12 protein-coding genes and 1 pseudogene are annotated in these 17,492 nt (G+C 45.7%); 7 read left to right on the top strand and 6 right to left on the bottom strand.

Annotated elements, in window-relative coordinates; translation table 11 throughout:
* Window positions 1-6 precede the first annotated feature (6 nt).
* From SHAL_RS17250 to SHAL_RS17240, 3 genes are all read left to right on the top strand, one after another.
* Window positions 7-1,584, top strand: a complete 1,578-nt coding sequence (locus SHAL_RS17250; protein WP_041416528.1) for an FGGY-family carbohydrate kinase — start codon at window positions 7-9, stop codon at window positions 1,582-1,584.
* Window positions 1,585-1,986: 402 nt separating this feature from the next.
* A complete protein-coding gene (locus tag SHAL_RS17245; protein WP_012278394.1) occupies window positions 1,987-2,217 on the top strand; it encodes a hypothetical protein in 231 nt (76 codons plus the stop codon).
* A 262-nt stretch (window positions 2,218-2,479) separates the two neighbouring features.
* Complete coding sequence (locus tag SHAL_RS17240; RefSeq protein WP_012278393.1) at window positions 2,480-4,666, top strand: OsmC domain/YcaO domain-containing protein; 2,187 nt, start codon at window positions 2,480-2,482, stop codon at window positions 4,664-4,666.
* A gap of 128 nt (window positions 4,667-4,794) precedes the next feature.
* On the opposite strand, the gene SHAL_RS17235 is transcribed toward SHAL_RS17240, so the two are convergent.
* The gene (locus tag SHAL_RS17235) at window positions 4,795-7,668 is read right to left on the bottom strand and encodes a choice-of-anchor Q domain-containing protein (RefSeq protein WP_012278392.1); all 2,874 of its coding nucleotides are present in this window, start codon (window positions 7,666-7,668) and stop codon (window positions 4,795-4,797) included.
* Window positions 7,669-8,017: 349 nt separating this feature from the next.
* Between SHAL_RS17235 and SHAL_RS17230 the strand changes: the two genes are divergently transcribed.
* Window positions 8,018-8,947, top strand: a complete 930-nt coding sequence (locus SHAL_RS17230) for a DMT family transporter (RefSeq protein WP_012278391.1) — start codon at window positions 8,018-8,020, stop codon at window positions 8,945-8,947.
* Between the two features lie 251 nt (window positions 8,948-9,198).
* Here SHAL_RS17230 and gltS (SHAL_RS17225) read toward each other — a convergent pair.
* Together gltS (SHAL_RS17225) and gltS (SHAL_RS17220) are read right to left on the bottom strand one after the other, a co-directional pair.
* Window positions 9,199-10,423 (bottom strand): annotated as a pseudogene (gene gltS / locus SHAL_RS17225) (sodium/glutamate symporter).
* A gap of 430 nt (window positions 10,424-10,853) precedes the next feature.
* Window positions 10,854-12,077: a sodium/glutamate symporter gene (gene gltS, locus SHAL_RS17220; protein WP_012278390.1), complete on the bottom strand. Its 1,224-nt coding sequence runs from the start codon at window positions 12,075-12,077 to the stop codon at window positions 10,854-10,856.
* A 359-nt stretch (window positions 12,078-12,436) separates the two neighbouring features.
* Between gltS (SHAL_RS17220) and SHAL_RS17215 the strand changes: the two genes are divergently transcribed.
* Window positions 12,437-12,976, top strand: coding sequence for a hypothetical protein (locus tag SHAL_RS17215; RefSeq protein WP_012278389.1), 540 nt, complete (start codon window positions 12,437-12,439; stop codon window positions 12,974-12,976).
* Window positions 12,977-13,082: 106 nt separating this feature from the next.
* On the opposite strand, the gene SHAL_RS23310 is transcribed toward SHAL_RS17215, so the two are convergent.
* The 3 genes from SHAL_RS23310 to SHAL_RS17205 form a co-directional block, all read right to left on the bottom strand.
* On the bottom strand, window positions 13,083-13,229 hold the full coding sequence (locus tag SHAL_RS23310; protein ID WP_190273610.1) for a hypothetical protein: 147 nt from the start codon (window positions 13,227-13,229) through the stop codon (window positions 13,083-13,085).
* 62 nt (window positions 13,230-13,291) lie between these two features.
* Window positions 13,292-13,513, bottom strand: a complete 222-nt coding sequence (locus SHAL_RS17210; RefSeq protein ID WP_041416084.1) for a hypothetical protein — start codon at window positions 13,511-13,513, stop codon at window positions 13,292-13,294.
* 97 nt (window positions 13,514-13,610) lie between these two features.
* A complete protein-coding gene (locus tag SHAL_RS17205; RefSeq protein ID WP_012278388.1) occupies window positions 13,611-14,258 on the bottom strand; it encodes a GntR family transcriptional regulator in 648 nt (215 codons plus the stop codon).
* A gap of 178 nt (window positions 14,259-14,436) precedes the next feature.
* On the opposite strand from SHAL_RS17205, the gene SHAL_RS17200 reads away from it, so the two are divergent.
* Window positions 14,437-15,792 carry an FAD-dependent oxidoreductase gene (locus SHAL_RS17200; protein ID WP_012278387.1) on the top strand — a complete coding sequence of 452 codons (1,356 nt, stop codon included), beginning with the start codon at window positions 14,437-14,439 and terminating at the stop codon, window positions 15,790-15,792.
* Window positions 15,793-15,890: 98 nt separating this feature from the next.
* The gene (locus tag SHAL_RS17195) at window positions 15,891-17,489 is read left to right on the top strand and encodes a BCCT family transporter (protein ID WP_012278386.1); all 1,599 of its coding nucleotides are present in this window, start codon (window positions 15,891-15,893) and stop codon (window positions 17,487-17,489) included.
* Window positions 17,490-17,492: the final 3 nt, after the last annotated feature.

Here is a 17,492-nt window from a genome sequence, read left to right as displayed (position 1 = left end):
ACACAAATGCAGATACCAGCAGAGACTCCAGTAGAGAGGCAAGCGGATTACATATTAACCATAGACAACGGTACTCAGAGCGTACGAGCCATAGTGTTTGATGCAAAAGGTCAGCTTGTTGCTAAGTCACAGGTCAAACTGACCCCCTATGAGTCGCCGCAATCGGGCTGGTGTGAGCAAAGTGGCGACTATTACTGGCAAAACGTTTGTGTTGCTTGTCAGGCGCTCTGGCAACAAGGCGTTGATAAAGCACGCATCAAAGGCATGTCGGTGACCACTCAGCGCGGCACCATGTTGCCGTTAGACCGTGATGGAGAGCCCCTGTATCCGGCGATCCTCTGGCTCGATCAGCGCAAAGCCGAGAGTGAGTCCGGTTTGGGAGGGCTGTGGGACCCGCTGTTTAAGCTGCTGGGACTGAGTGAAACCATTGCCAACTTTCGAAGTCGTGCTCAGCCTAATTGGCTCTATATGGCTAAGCCTGAACTGTGGCACAAGACCCATAAATTTGCGTTTTTGTCGGGATTTTTCCATCACAAGCTCACGGGAGAGTGGGCTGATTCGGTGGGCTCACAAGTGGGCTATCTGCCGTTCGATTATAAGAAGCACAGATGGGCACCTAGGTGGGACTGGAAGTGGCGCGCACTGCATGTGAGACCCGAGCAGCTATTAACGCTGCTAAAGCCCGGTGACAAGGTGGGCGAAATCACCGAAAAAGCCAGCGAACAAACTGGACTTCCTCAAGGGTTGCCAGTGATTGCCGCCGCAGCCGATAAGGCCTGTGAGGTGCTCGGCTCGGGCGGGCAAAACTCCGACGTGGGCTGTTTAAGCTTTGGCACCACGGCTACCATCAATGTGACCATGAAGCGCTATACCGAAGCGGTGCGTTTTCTTCCTGCCTATCCGTCGGCCATTGCCGGGGCATTTTGCAGTGAGGTGATGCTCTATCGAGGCTTTTGGATGGTGAGTTGGTTTAAGGAACAGTTTGCTCATATCGAGCAGGAAAAAGCACTACAAGCAGGGATTGAAGCCGAAGCGCTATTTGATGAGCTGGTGAGTAGTGTGCCACCAGGTTCCATGGGGCTGATGTTGCAGCCCTATTGGGGGCCGGGGGTAAAGCAGCCCGAAGCCAAGGGCGCTGTGATCGGCTTTGGTGATGTGCATACCCGGGCTCACCTGTACCGCGCAATTCTAGAGGGATTAGCCTTTGGGCTTAAAGAGGGGTTGGAAGCGATTGAGAAAAAGGGCGGCTGTAAAGTAAAAGAGCTACGAATTTCTGGTGGTGGTGCCAAGAGTGATGCTGCGATGCAGATAGCCGCCGACGTGTTTGGATTGCCAGCGGTGCGGGCGCACACGGTTGAGACATCAGGGCTGGGCGCCGCGATAGCAGCATCTGTGGGACTGGGACTGCATGATGATTTTGATAGCGCCATCAAGGCCATGGTGCATGACGGTGAGCGTTTTGAGCCTGATAATGAGCACCACCTTATGTATCAGCGACTCTATAAAGAGATCTATCTTGATATCTATAAGAAGTTGCAGCCACTATATGGCAAGATCCGTGATATTACGGGCTATCCGGAATAGAAGGTCCTAGGTTCTAGGAAAGGCAAAGAAAGGTTCTAGGAAAAACAAAGTCGGCCTGCGGCCTTACGAACGTGACAGTGTCACTGACGGAACGCTGCGCTTACGGAAAAGCAGGAAAAGAAGGTTCGAGGTGCTAGGAAAACAAAGAAAGGTCCTAGGAAGAAAAAAGACGGGAAAAGCCGGTAAAAGCTAAGACGATGAAAGCTGGAAAAGAAGGTTTTAGAAACTAAGTACTAGGAAGAACCAAGACGGGGTAAGCTAAGACGGGAAAAGCCGAGAAGAGAGCTGTCCTGCTTGTTAGCTTTTGCTCTTCCTAGCAGGGCGGAGCCCGTTCTCGCAGCGAAGCGCCCTAGAACCTAGGACCTTATGCTCTAGAACCTAAAACTAATGAATGGTGGGAGAATGACAGACCAAAAGCTTATTTTGATCCTAAAGATCTGTATCAGCATTGGAATTTGCTTGATTCTTGTGGGGATCTACCTGCACAATTTTAATGAAACCGTTGAAGCCATGGGCGTCAGCGGGATTATCATTAGCGCCGTCTGTGTGGCCTTTGGCATGGTGTTATCACTGCCAACAAAAATGTACCTGACCTTTTTGTTAGTCAAACGCGAAGCCGATAAGAATCAATAGCCTAACTACTGAGGAACTCTATTATTCCTCTGCCTTAATCTTATTTTCTTTTATTTAGGTTTGCTGTTCTGTCGCTTCGTTGTCGCTAATCTGAGCTTTTCTGTAATTAACCCAAGACTAATGCGCTAAAAACACCGATAATTCCCCCATTAAGTTTATCTGGCCTCAGGGCTCATATTTAAGCTTCTTGGCTCATATTTGAGTGCAAGACTCATATTTGAGCCAAAGGGCGACGCTCGCAATAAAGTGGAAATCATATTCAATGGAAATCAAAGTTAACTTTCTCGACAACTTGAGACTCGAAGCCAAGTTTGACGACTTCACCGTTACGGCCGACCAGCCTATTCGCTACAAAGGCGATGGCTCTGCACCAAGTCCTTTCGATTACTTCTTAGCATCGTCAGCACTGTGTGCGGCTTACTTTATCAAGGTGTACTGCAAAGCTCGCGATATTCCTACTGAAAACATTCGTTTGTCGCAGAACAACATTGTCGATCCTGAAGATCGCTATAACCAGATTTTCCAGATTCAAGTTGAGCTACCAGAGGATATTTCGGATAAAGACCGTCAAGGGATTTTGCGCTCGATTGAGCGTTGTACCGTGAAGAAAGTGGTACAAACCGGACCAGAATTTAAGATTGAAACCGTTGAAAACCTCGATGCCGACGCTAACGCCATGTTGATGGGTCAAGACGACAGCGACGCGAGCACCTATATCTTAGGTAAAGACCTACCGCTTGAGCAAACCATTGCCAACATGACGGGTATGTTGGCTGACTTAGGCATGAAAATTGAGATCTCATCTTGGCGCAATATCGTGCCAAACGTGTGGTCACTGCATATCCGTGATGCGGCCTCTCCTATGTGTTTTACCAATGGTAAAGGCGCGACGAAAGAGAGCGCGTTATGCTCGGCATTAGGCGAGTTTATCGAGCGTCTAAACTGCAACTTCTTCTATAACGATCAGTTCTTCGGGGAAGAGATCGCTAACAGTGAGTTTGTGCATTACCCGAACGAGAAATGGTTCGAGCTTACAGATGATGACTCATTGCCAACGGGCATGCTAGATGACTATTGTCTAGCTATCTATAACCCAGAGGGTGAGCTAGGTGGTTCGAACCTTATCGATACCAATTCGGGTAATATCGACCGTGGCATCTGTACCATTCCCTACACGCGTCACTCAGATGGCGAAACCGTGTATTTCCCATCGAACCTGATTGAAAACTTATTCTTAAGTAACGGCATGAGCGCGGGTAACAACCTGCAAGAAGCGCAGGTTCAGTGTCTGTCTGAAATTTTTGAGCGCGCGGTTAAGCGCCAAATCATTGAGCAAGAAATCGTACTGCCAGATGTACCGATGCAAGTGCTAGAAAAGTACCCAAGCATTCTTGCGGGCATTAACGGTCTAGAAGAGCAGGGTTTCCCAGTCGTAGTGAAAGACGCATCACTTGGTGGTCAATTCCCAGTGATGTGTGTAACGCTAATGAACCCGAAAACTGGTGGCGTATTTGCCTCGTTTGGCGCACACCCAAGTTTCGAAGTGGCACTGGAGCGTAGCTTAACAGAGCTGCTACAGGGTCGCAGCATCGAAGGTTTAAACGATGTACCTAAGCCAACGTTCAACAGCATGGCGGTGACTGAACCTGAAAACTTCGTTGAGCACTTTATCGACTCAACGGGCGTGATCTCTTGGCGCTTCTTTAGCAGCAAGCATGACTATGAGTTCTGTGAGTGGGATTTCTCGGGTACTAACCAAGAGGAAGCCGATGGCCTATTCGGCATCTTAGAAACCTTAGAGAAAGAGGTTTACACCGCTGAATTTGACCAGCTTGGCGCATCGGCTTGTCGTATGCTGGTTCCGGGCTTCTCTGAAGTTTACTTGGTGGATGACCTGATTTGGGATAACACCAACAAGGCGCTTGATTACCGTGAAGATATTTTAAATCTACACTCACTGTCTGATGATGAGCTGGTGGACTTGGTTAATCGTCTAGAAGAGAGCCAGCTAGATAACTACACCGACATTCGCACCATGATCGGCATCGTCTTCGATGAAAATACCGTTTGGGGTCAGCTAACCATTATCGAGCTTAAGATCTTAATCTATCTAGCACTTGGCGCAGCTGAAGAAGCGATGGAGCTTGTGGGTGATTTCCTACAGTACAACGACAACACGGTTGAGCGCGGTCTGTTCTACCAAGCGGTTAATGCGGTACTTGAAGTTGAAATGGACGACGAGCTAGAGCTTGAGCACTTTATCCATAGCTTCAACCGTATGTTTGGTGAAGATGTGATGCAAAACGTCATCGGTTCGGTGAGCGGTGAAGTGCGTTTCTTCGGCCTAACCAAGACCAGCATGGCGCTTGAAGGCATCGAGCCACATCTGCGATTGATTGAAAGTTATAAAAAGCTGCATAGTGCCCGTGCAAAGGTGGCAGCTAAGTAACTAGCGCGATAATGCTAGTCGATGTTAAATGCATTTGATTTAAAGTTCATGTTCGCACAAAAAAGCGAACCCTAATTAGGGTTCGCTTTTTTGTTTTGAGATTTCAACATCTATTCGGTTGTTTTTAATTAGTTTAATTGAAATTCTACCGCCCCAATATCAATTATCTTTGAGCCATTATTATCGCCATCAAAAGGCCTTTCGACACCATTTATATCCACATTCAGCGTTGAGGCTATTCCAGCATCAATTGCAGGCGAATTACTTAGCGGATAACCAGTATTATCAATCAGTGGATCGGCAAACACGCTGCCTATTTCGCTCTGCTTATTATGCATATCTTGATATTGCTTATCGACTTGGTAAATAAGGTTGTTTGTCAGGTTAAAAGAACTACTAGAAGTAAATTCAGCGAGGTTGCTCGAATACGAGGCATTCTCTATTAAAAAACGAGACTTAGAGATAATATTGTTGTTGATAGTGGCGTCATAATGCGGCGCGATGGTGCCGCGGTATACTAGCTCAAGCATTTTTCCTATGCCTTGAAAGGTGTTGTTATTCATCGTTATTTCGGCATTTGGATAGGCTCTAATAAAATCACATGCCCAATACAGATCAGGGTGAGTCAGCAAATTCCCTGAATAGATATTGTTGATGACAGTCGTCGTTGTGGCTTCATGGGAGTCGTAATTACCAACCTCAATATAGGGGCAATGGTAACTCTCTCGCACGTAGTCATAGGCATATCCAGTATCTAGCGCCGCTCCTACCAGTCTATTTTGCTCTAATGTTAGCTCACTAAAGCTTTGGATAAAGGTGCCTTTTAGGTGATAGTCAGTGCCATCAAACAGATTGCTTTTTATAACAGCATTTCCTTGGTTCACCTGAATATAGTGATTCGCAATGGTAAAACCGTTTAACTGACTATCATTCCCGATTTTTATGCTAGGACCGCTAAAACCTCTGTCGTTACCTAAGTCAAAATATAGCTTTGCATCCAGTGACTCCGCCTTGAGTTGCGTTGTTTGTTTACTGAGATCGAGTGAGCCCAAGTAAATACCTGCTGGGACCATTACTGTACTGTTATTCGCAGTGGCATCGATTTCCTGTTGAAGTAACTGGGTTGATTGTCCAACAACGATGGGAAACTCGGCAAAGCCAAGGAGCTGATCTTGAGTTGTGTCGCTTCTGGCGGTAAAGACTATCTGACCATCACCTTGGTTTTGAGCCGAAACCGTCAGCTTAAATTTGTTATAAGAACTGTCCTTTGTAAAAACAAGCTCATCATTTTCTAAGCAGTCATACCAGATGAAGCTGTCCTGTTCATAACATTGAGCGGAAGCGAGTGTTGCAAATGTTGGGATTTGAACTTTTACCTTAAACCCTGCAATTGGATCCAAGTTTCCAGAGTCTGTTTCTTGCTGGTGGAAGATAAATTCAGCCTGCTCTTGCTCACCTGTCAGCATCATAATGTGGTGCTGGTTAAGAGGTGCTTGAAAACCAAATTGAGCATCAACAGGCAGTCTAGCAATTTCGATTGAGGCGCTATCATTAGTCGTGTTTAAATCATGGCCAATATACTTTGCTGTAGCTGAAAGACTACTCGTTAGTGCGCCTGTGTGTTCTTCATTGCCTGTTAAATACACCCTATGATTAGATTGATTGCCGGGACTGATATAGTCGATTCGACAAGAAAGTTGTAAGTGATCGTCTGACAGATTGCATAAGCGGTTCGATTGATATCGAGTGCTATCAAATTGCGTGGGCGCCTGTGTTGTATAAGTAATGTCGAATACTGCATTTTGGGCTGAATTTGCACTATTTGTTAATGAGGCGATCACTTCTATCGCCTTGCCATAGCTATTAGGGGTATGGCTAAGAGATACGCCAACATCTGCCAGCCGTGGTGTTAGTTCGGCGTTATTGGGGTGACCAAAGTGAGTGAATTCATCGAGGTTGCTAAAACCATCGCCATCGAGATCTTGCTGGGCGTCACTGGCATCTAATGGATTGAGGCCAAATATTATTTCCCACGCATTGGTCATTCCATCAGCGTCATCATCAGCAAATGAGAACAGCATCGAGTTATCAAAATATTCCTGTAAGAAAATGTACTCGTTCTTCTCCTCTTTAGTATCGAGTTTGACTCGATAAAATGGATAATTTGAGGTGAAGTTTCCTCTTTGCTGGGAATAAAACTCAACTGAGAGCTGCGCAGTGCTTTCATTGGCGCCAGTGACGATAAGCGTTCCCTGTTCTTCTAGGGTTGGGATCATTGTGTTGAGGACGAAAGGCGTTGTGGTGTATAGGTTCCAGTAACCAGAGTCTGAATCGTAGACTTGTCCACGAACGGTAAAGCCGTTGTTATCCGAACAAAGAAGACCTGTGCCACCTACGCGAAAAAAGGCAAAGTCGGTATAGTAAACTTGATGGCCTGAGCTTGGCTCGGTAAACATCAAGTTATACAGCCCCTCTGTTTTGGGGCAAGCGTCACCATGCTCAATATGTTGAGCTGTACCCGCTAGCACTCTTTCTCCTAGCAAGTTTGTCACCTTTACATCTTCAAATATAATGGTGCTATCGATAAGGCTACCATTTGCTGAAAATTGATTGGCTCTAATCGTTGCTAGGCCATTTGTGACCATGCCATCTTCTGAGCAGTTTTCAAATGAAACTCGCTTTTCATTATCAGAATTGCCATCAGAAATAGTGAGTTTCCCTCCACCACTACAGGTCGAGCCTACCTCACCTGTTTGATCTTGGTAATCAGGTAAAAGCTCTGGCGCGAGTGACACTATGTACTGATAGACTTGGCCTAAGTTGTCAGTATTGAGAGCGGCAGGAGAACGACTGCCGATATAGGCATTATCTACGTCGATATATTTGGCTAAGGGATCAATCGGTGTTGGGTCAGGTTGTTCGGGGGAGGGCGTTGAGCCGCTATCAGAGCCACCACAGCCAGAAAGTAAGGTAAAACAAAATACTAAACTTAGGTACTTCATATAATAATCATCCTTTTTATTATAATTGTTTGGCTGTTTATTTAATGCTGGTTAAGGCGCGATGCAGTTTTTGATTAGGTGGGATAGTAACTTGCTACTTACATTACATTCAACATTTGTTTACAACCGCCTATGATACTTATTCATTTCTGAACGCTGTGACTATAGTTTGTAGCTTTAGGTGCATGTTCTGCATTAAAATCAGTCATTAAACTTTTAATAGCAATCCTATGTAGATGGGATTGCTATTTTGTTTTTAGCGCGATGATTTTATTCGCCTTTCATCGAGGCTATGCAAACTGTCCCTATTTTCTAATTGGCTATATGCCGCTATTAAAGAGTGCTATTGATGCGCGGAGTCTTGTATCTATTTATCGCCACCCTGTTGGCTGCAGTGGGCTGGGTTGCTTCAAAAATTGTGGTGCAATCTATGCCAGGAGAGCTTTTTATTGGCTCACGCTTTCTATTGGCGAGCCTGGTATTGCTGCCTTTTTGCTATAAAAGCCTACTGAAACTCAGTATGAAGCAGGTGTTATCGGCCTGTGGTGTCGGTGTTTTTCTTGGACTGGCACTGCAAGTTTGGATCTATGCGGTATCCATTAGTGACAGCTTGTCTGAGGGGGCGTTTATCATGAGCCTTGCGATGATTATCGCGCCGCTAACCGCGTGGCTACTGTTTCAAGTCAAACCCAATCGCGCCTTTTGGATTGCGTTGCCAGTGAGTATTACTGGCATGATGCTATTGAGCCTAACTAACGGCTGGCGGATGGAAGCGAGCCAGTTACTGTTTTTGCTAGCATCGGCACTGCTTTCGGTGCATTTTGTGATGAACAAACGCATTAGTGGCAATTTAAAGCCGCTGGTTTCTATCTGCTTGCAGCTATTTGTTGTTGGCTTAGTGGGTCTGATGTATGCCGCGTTCACTCAGCCACACACCATAGGCTTTTCCAGCAATCTGATTATCTGGTTTGCCATTTCGACCCTAATCGCCACCTCAGTACGTTATCTATTACAGACTATGGGGCAGTATAAGGTGAGCATGGAAACTGCGGCGCTGCTGATGATCTTAGAGCCTGTTTGGACCATGTTCCTGAGTGTTTACATGCTTGGGGAAACCATCGAACCACAGAAGCTTATTGGTGGCCTCTTTATATTGTCGTCGCTTTTTGTGTATATCAAACTTTCTCGGCGTGAGGCTAAGGCGGTGCAAGCAAAGGCCGAACAAGCTGGGACGGAAATGCAGGTTAAAGCAAAGAAGGTTCTAGGTTCTAGGTTCTAGGAAAAGCAGGTTCTAGGAAAGGTAAACAGCAAAGACGATGAAAGCTGAGATAGGAAAAGCAGGGTGAGTGCTGTTTGTTGTAGGTCGAGCTTTAGCCCGTCATGCTTTTGCTCTTCCTAGCAGGGCGAAGCCCGCCATCGAAGCGAAGCGCCCTAGAGCCTAGCCCCTTCTTTATAAAGCAAAGACTAAAAAGCCAGCGTTAATCGCTGGCTTTTTTTATGGGGCTAACTGATGTTGGCTTTTATTAAAGGCTAGCCAACAAAAATCATAAAGCCTTTTAGAAACAATGCGTTGACAATATCCACGAAGAAGGCGCCTACAATGGGGACTACCATAAAAGCTTGTGGTGACGGCCCCGTTCTCGATACCAGTGCGCTCATGCTCATCACCGCCGTAGGTGTCGACCCTAAAGCAAAACCGCAATGACCACCAGCCATCACTGCTGCATCATAGTTACTGCCCATTAAGCGGAATGTTACAAAGTAGGCAAACAAAGCCATTACCACAGTTTGTACCAGCAAGATAAGCAGTAGTGGTATCGCGAGGTCGAAGGTTTCCCACAATTTTAAGTTCATCAAAGCCATCGCTAGGAACAGCGCCAAAGAAACCGAGCCTAATACATCAACGCACTCGTTATTTATCTTATAGCCGCGAGAGACCTCTGTGATGTTGGTGATAAGTACACCGATAAAAAGTGCATAGACAAAAGCTGGCATCTTTAACCAGCTAACGTCGAGTGTTGCGACTAAGATACTGACCCATTTGGCGCCAGCCACACATAAGAGCAAGATAAACAAGACCTCTAATATACTCTTAGCGGTGACTCTGTCCTCTTCAAGCTGATCAAAGGTGACGAGCTCTGGATGCTCGGTGTGATGGTTGCCGCCGATCCCGTATGAAGAGACCAAGTTGTTCTTGTTGATCAGCCTTTGCGCCACTGGTCCGCCGATAATGCCGCCCATAACTAGACCAAACGTGGCCGCAGCCATGGCAAGTTCAAGCGTATTGATGCCGTACTCACTGAAGAAAGTATCAGCCCATGCCGCACCCGTGCCATGCCCTCCTGTGAGTGTAATTGAACCTGCAACCAAGCCCATAAACGGCTCAAGCCCAAAAGCGGTGGCCATGCTGATCCCTACAACATTTTGGATAATAATAAACAGTGAGGCAACGGCTAAAAATAGAAATACCTTAACTGCCGCCCTTGAGCAATAATTTATAATTTGCAGCTAAACCTACGGTACTGAAAAACATCAGCATTAAGGTATCTTGCATCGGCAGGCTAAATGTTAAGGTGATATGGTTGAAGTGCAAAACAGTGAGCAGGGTGGCAATGATTAAGCCACCGACTATGGGTTCGGGGATATTATATTTCTTTAACAGCGGGACATGACGATTGACCGTGTGGCCAATGAACAGCACCAGAATTGCCACTAAAAACGACTCTAGTTCGCCGATTGTATAAACGGTATCCATATGACTCCTAGTAGAATAGAACAGGTGTTATTCGAAGTTGTATGAACAGCTTAATTAGAGTTATTTATTCGATTAAAGTGAATAACTATTGTCTATGGGTGACTTATACTGCCACACTTTTTTAGGCTAGCGATATCTCTGAAGATGTAATAATGAGCTGATTTGCATTAATCTTTTTTTACATATCATAAAATCTTAAGCTCGCAGCCACTTGAAATAGCAGGTTGAAGCAAAGATGGGAAAGCCAGTTAAAATCCGAGAAGAGAGCAGTTCTGCTTGTAAGCTTTTGCTCTTCCTAGCAGGGCGGAACCCGTCGCTAGAAGCGAAGCGACCTAGAACCTAGCCCCTTCTTTTAAAGCTAAGACTAAAAAGCCAGCGTTAATCGCTGGCTTTTTTTATGGGGCTAACTGATGTTGGCTTTTATTGGAGGCTAACCAACAAAAATCATAAAGCCTTTTAGGATCACCGCGTTGACGATATCGACGAAGAAGGCACCAACAATGGGTACCACCATGAAGGCCTGTGGCGATGGACCCGTTCTCGATACCAGTGCGCCCATGTTCATAACCGCAGTTGGGGTAGCGCCAAGGCCAAAACCACAGTGACCACCGGCCATAACCGCTGCGTCATAGTTACTGCCCATTATCCTAAATGTCACAAAGTAGGCAAACAACGCAAGTACCGCGGTCTGCACCACGAGGATGATAAGTAGTGGTATGGCAAGATCAAAGATTTCCCATAGCTTTAGGTTCATTAGCGCCATCGATAGGAATAACGCTAAGGAAACTGAGCCAAGTACATCGACGCATTCACTGTTGATCTTATAGCCGCGAGAAATCTCGGTAAGGTTAGTGATGATCACACCAATAAATAGTGCGTAAACAAACTCCGGCATTTTAAGCCAACTAGCACCGACCACTTCGATAAGCATAGTGGTCCATTTGGCTCCAGCTACACATAACAGCATAATAAATAAGACTTCTAGTACGCTTTTAGCGGTAACTCTGTCCTCTTCTAGTTGGTCATAGGTAACTAGGTCTGGATGGTCTTTATGATGATTGCCACCAATACCGTATGACGACACTAGGTTATTTTTATTAATAAGGCGTTGTGCAACTGGGCCACCAATAATACCGCCCATCACCAAACCAAATGTTGCCGCTGCCATGGCAAATTCTAGCGTATTAATGCCATACTCGGTCTGGAAAGTATCAGCCCAAGCCGCGCCAGTACCATGGCCACCAGAGAGAGTGATAGAGCCTGCGATTAGGCCCATAAAGGACTCTAGACCCAACAGATTAGCTAGGCTTACACCGACGATGTTTTGAATCACAATAAATAAGGATGCGACACCAAGGAATAGAAATACCTTACTGCCTCCCTTGAGTAGTAGCTTGTAGTTCGCTGCTAAGCCTACGGTGCTGAAGAACATCAACATCAAGGTATTTTGCATCGATAGGTTAAATGCCACGGTAATATTGCTGAAGTGCAATATAGTGATTAATGCTGCTACCAGTAAACCGCCCACAATGGGTTCGGGGATATTATATTTTTTTAAGATTGGAATATAACGATTGACCGTGTGGCCAATAAATAGCACTAGAATCGCTACTAGAAACGATTCGAGCTCGCCGATTGTATAAACTGTATTCATATTACTCCTAGCAAAATGGATAAGGGCGTTATAGAAAAAACACCAATTTGTTACTAAGTTTTTATTTTTATTGGTTTATTTATATGGTTATGCCTTTGTGGCGGAATATACTGCCACACTTATTTATGTTTTAGATATCCCATATCTAGAAAACTGTTGCGTTTTTACATTAATTATTTTTTATGAATAGCTTGCTACAAATCTAAGCCTATTAACCCCTTACTTCTGATGGATAAAGTTAATAACGCTGAAATTTTGGCTATACTTGAATGATTCAATTTCGCTCTTTTGTAGTTACAGCTTAAAGTGCTGTAGTGAGAGCTGTAGAAGATTTAATTAAGCTAAAAAGGAGTTTGAAGATGAAAGCCACACAACTAGTGAGTGCATTGTTTGTATTGACCTCGTTTGTGCTTGCGCCAAGTGCAGTGGCTGAGCCACCGCAAAAAGCTGAAAAGCAAGTCAAAAAGGAATTAAATAAGAGGTCGCAAGAGCTAGATAAAACACTGCAAAAAGAAGAGAAACAGGCCGCCAAAGATATCCGAGATGCTAGAAAGGATGCTGAAAAGTATGACCGTGAGGCTCGTACAGCTGCGGACAGGGATATGAAAGAGGCTCAGAAGGATGCGCGTGATGCGAGAGAGGATGCTGACAGGTATGAAGGTGATGCCCGCAAAGATGTTGACCAAGATATGCGAGAGGCCAAGCAAGATAAGCGTGATGTGAGAGAGGATGCCGACAGGTATGAAGGTGATGTCCGCAAAGATGTTGACCAAGATATGAAAGAGGCCAAGCAAGATGCGCGTGATGCGAAAGAGGATGCCGACAGGTATGAAGATGATGCCCGTAAAAAAGCTGATGAACTAAAGCGAGAAGCCGAAAAGAAACCCATTCCTGAGTAAGCCGTTTGAGTTAAGAGCAAGTCTGAGCTACTACAGCTATGTCGACACGATATGAAGAAAAAGCCAGCAATTGATGCTGGCTTTCTAGCTTAACGCTAGTTTTACTCTAGCTTAGCTTCTGCAAGAAGGCTAAAAGTTGCTGCTTGCCATCGCGAACCCGATATAGGGTATCCATGATAGGTTTAATTACCTGATTTGCCGCTTTTAGGTTGCGGCGTTCATTACGTAAGCTTAGGCCGTAAACGGTCGCCATGATTGCCCCAAGAACAGATGCACAGATAAGGTACTCACTACTATAATAGGCCGCGGTAACCGTTAACCCCAGTAGCAGGCCACCACAAATTTGGCGCTAAAGCAGGTCTTGTTATAGTTGACCACAGACTGTGGCATCTGCCATTCACCTTTGCTGATATTGTAATAATATTCGCCGTAGGTCAGATTGCCTTTCTTGTAGAATAAACGTGAATAGCCTACTAGCAGGTAATCGCCAACGTCAGTTGAGCTTAACATCGATTCCGGTAACCACTGCTCAAACATTTCGCCTTCATCGTTTTCAAATTGAGAAAATCATTCTCAGATGAGCAGATGTAATGGAGCCTGAGGCGACTCCACTATGGTTGGGTTAGTACTTATTTTAGCTAATCGTGCGGCGGGCCATGCTGGTGAGGTAATCATTGAGCGCATAAGATGCTTCTACTGCAGCAACGGGATCGCCTTCAACAATTTTACGCAGTATGGTCGCATGTAAGTACGCTGCATCAGCCAGATCGCTAGATTCATTCTTGTAGGCGAACCAGAAACGACGCGATAGTCCCTGCAGCGGCGCCATCGCCAGTTGCAGATATTCATTATTGGAGACTTGTACTAACAAGATATGGATCTGTTTAAGTAGCTGGGCATAGACGAGATCATCTTGCTTGGCGGCATTATCTTCTAATTGACTCGCTAGCTTGGTCATTCGGATCTTTTCTGACTCAGAGGCTCGCGTTGCAGCAAAGCGAGCACATAGCGCTTCGACATCCCTACGTACTTCTAAGATCTTTAGTTGGCTCTCTAACGAGATCTGTGGAATTTGGATCCCGCGCCTAGGATGGATCTCTACCATTCGCTCGTACGATAAACGTTGTAGTGCTTCGCGAACTGGCGTTCGGCCAACACCGAGTTGCTCTGAGAGTTGCTTCTCACTAACCATGGAACCTGGCTTGAGTTCCCTGAAAGTAATCATCTTTTCGAGCTGATCGTAAGCAAACTCAGATTTATTCACCACATCATTAATGATCATCGTCACACTCCCTTTTTAATCTCGCGATCTAGGTCACGCTTTTGTGGTTTTCACTTGTTCGCTGCATGATACAGGAATATATTAGCGCTCAACAACTGATATATCAGATGAATATCACAAGCATATCAAGTGTGTATTAGAGTTCGTCTGACTCATATCAGCACCTATTGGAGTAAACATGAAGAATTGGCAGATTATTAACCGTTATGAGCAGGTACCACAACTACCTGTTCTTGCTGAGGTTGATGTATTAGTAGTTGGCGGCGGTCCAGCTGGTGTTGCTGCAGCTGAAACGGCAGCAGTCGCAGGTAAGAGTACCTATTTAATTGAAAAGTATGGTTTCTGTGGTGGTGCTGCCGTAGCGGGTTTATCTGGCACAATTTGTGGCATGTATATGGCGACCGAAGATGGAGCCGCTGAGCCAGAGCAAGTTGTTTTCGGCTTTACCGAGCGCTTTCGTCAAGCATTGGCTGACAATAATGGTGTTACCGCTCCGCAGCGCTATGGCAAGACATTTACCGTTACTCATGATCCTTTAGTATGGCGTGAAGTGGCAGATGACATGTTAATGGCCGCTGGCGTTAATATTCTATATCACACCGCCGTGACCGGAGTGATTATGGATGGCGATACCTTCAAAGGTGTGGTGATTGAGTCAAACGCAGGTCAGAGCGTCATACTTGCAAAAATCATCATCGATGCTTCTGGTGATGCCGCCGTTATTGCCCGCGCAGGACTCGATACCTACTTTGGTGATGAAGGCCGCATTCAAAATCCCACCATGTTTTTCCGTATTGCGGGTGTGGATATGGAGCAGTACTTGGAGTACTACGGTATGGATACTATCTGTCCGCCTAAAGTAACCGAGAATATCCTTAAAGCGAATAGCGAGCTAGGCTGGGAGCTACCACGCCATAAGATCTGGATCTTCCCGACCACGCGTCCTGGTGAGCTGATGGTTAATGCAACTCGTTTAGCTGGCCAAGATGGCCGCGTGCTGAATGTGATTGACCCTGTTGATTTTACCGAAGCCGAAGTCTTTGGCCGTCGCCAAGTTCGCGCCTATGCCAAGTTCCTTAATAAGTTTGTGCCGGGTTGTGACAATGCCTATGTGGTTGATACCGGCGTTGAAGTCGGTATTCGTCAGACGCGCTCTATCAAAGGGGTGAAGACACTGACTAATGACGATGTGGTTAACTGCCGCAAACAGCAAGATGGTATCTGTCGTACCCCCTGGCCAATTGAGTTGCACTCTGGCGATAAGCCAAAACTGCACTGGTTATTGAATGATTACTACGATATTCCCTTCGCCACTTTAGTCCCTCAAGTCGGTGAAAACATTATCGTTGCGGGTCGTTGCCTTAGCGCTGAGCATGAAGCGTTAGCTTCGGCGCGTGTCACCGCCCAATGTTTCGAATTAGGCCACGCCGCAGGTGTTGCCGCTATACAAGCTATCGATAGTCAGAGTCACATCCGTGACCTTAATGTTGCAGAGATCCGCGCCACCATGATTGCCAATGGTAGTGCGCTGTAACCCAATATAACTCGCCGCAGAGATTATGCTAACAGCATAAGGCGGCATCAAGCTGGTTCCTTTAAATGTAAGACAAAGGAGCAGCGTGGAATTTACCTATGAATTTCAAGAATCTTGATCATAAGCTGTTTTGGCCGGCCATCAGCTTTACTTTTTTAAGTTTGGCGTTGGCTGTATTTTTTCCGGAAAGCTCTAAAAATGTCGCGCATGCAGGTATGAAGTGGGTGACCAATGATATTGGCTGGTTTATCCAATTAGCCGGATTTGGTGCGCTTGTATTTTTGATGTGGATTGCCTTTAGCCGTTTTGGTCATATTAAACTGGGGGACGACAATGATGCCCCTGAGTTCACCTATGCAACCTATTCATTTATGATCTTTACCGCGGGTGTGGGCGCAGCATTGATTTTCTGGGCCGTAGGTGAGCCCATGTACTATATGCAGAGTCCGCCGATGTTTGCTGAAGCAGGCAGTGCAGAGGCTTCTCAGTGGCTTATCACTTATACCTTGTTCCATTGGGGACCGATAGGTTGGGCTATTTTCTGTTTGCCAGCAGTGCCTTACGCTTACTATCTACATAAGAAAAAGAAGCGTAACCTACGTCTATCTAACTTACTAGAAGATGTGATTGGTGAGAAGAATGCTAATGGTCCGCTAGGCTATTTCATCAACATTATCGCTATTTTTGGTACCTTGGGCGCCTTCTCTACCTCTATGGGATTGGCTGTTGACCTTATCGGTTCGGGTATTGAGAAAGTCACTGGTTTACCTAATGATATCTGGCTTCAAGTTGGCTTGATTGCACTGTTTATTGTCTTCTATGCCGTGGTGATGTTGGCGGGAATGAAGAAGGGCGTTGCTAAGCTTGCTAACTGGTGTGTGTATGCCGCGTTTGCCTTAGGTATTTTCATCTTATTGTCAGGTCCAACCGCGTTTATTCTGTCTTATTTCTTCGACAGCTTGAGCGTGATGGTTGATAACTTTGTCCGCATGAGTTTCTGGAGTGATCCAGTAGAAAAGTCAGGTTTCCCACAAGCGTGGACCATGTACTACTGGGCTTGGTATTTTGCTTACCTTGTGATGATGGGCATTTTCTTAGCGCGAATCTCTAAGGGACGCACGATTAAAGAGTTGGTATTGACCACGATATTCTTTGGTTCGGCAGGTTGTGCTTTCTTCATCGCTATCTTCGGTAGTTACTCGGTATTCAGTGAGTTAACGGGTGCGTTGCCTGTGCTTGAGTGGATGAATGAGGCTGGGGTCTCCATGGCCGTGATTGAGGTGATTAATGCACTGCCTTTTGGTGCGGCCATTTTGATTGTTTTTCTTATCGTTGAGTTCTTCCTGATGTCGACAACGATGACGTCGGCTGCGGTGTCCATCTCTATGATGACCACCAAGGAACTGGATGCTGATGCAGATCCGGATGTCTCGGTAAGACTGATTTGGGCATTAGGGATCGGTGCGGTTTCGATGGCAGCCTTCTTTATGGGGGGCAGTATCGACACGATTAAGTCCATGTGTATTATCGTTGGTTTACCGATGATCTTCTTGAATATCTTGATGGTGGTGTGTTTGATGAAGTGGATTAGAAAAGATCACCCAGAATTAATCAAATCAACAGCAACACCGGCTGTAAAAGCCAACGCCGAACAGGCTGAGCCTGCTCATGCCGAATTAGCCAAAGTTGAGGTATAACGA

This window comes from Shewanella halifaxensis HAW-EB4 (genome assembly GCF_000019185.1).
GTDB classification, from domain to species: Bacteria; Pseudomonadota; Gammaproteobacteria; order Enterobacterales; family Shewanellaceae; genus Shewanella; species Shewanella halifaxensis.
Note: the sequence above shows the minus strand (reverse complement) of the source record. Positions and strands in the feature narration are given on the sequence as shown.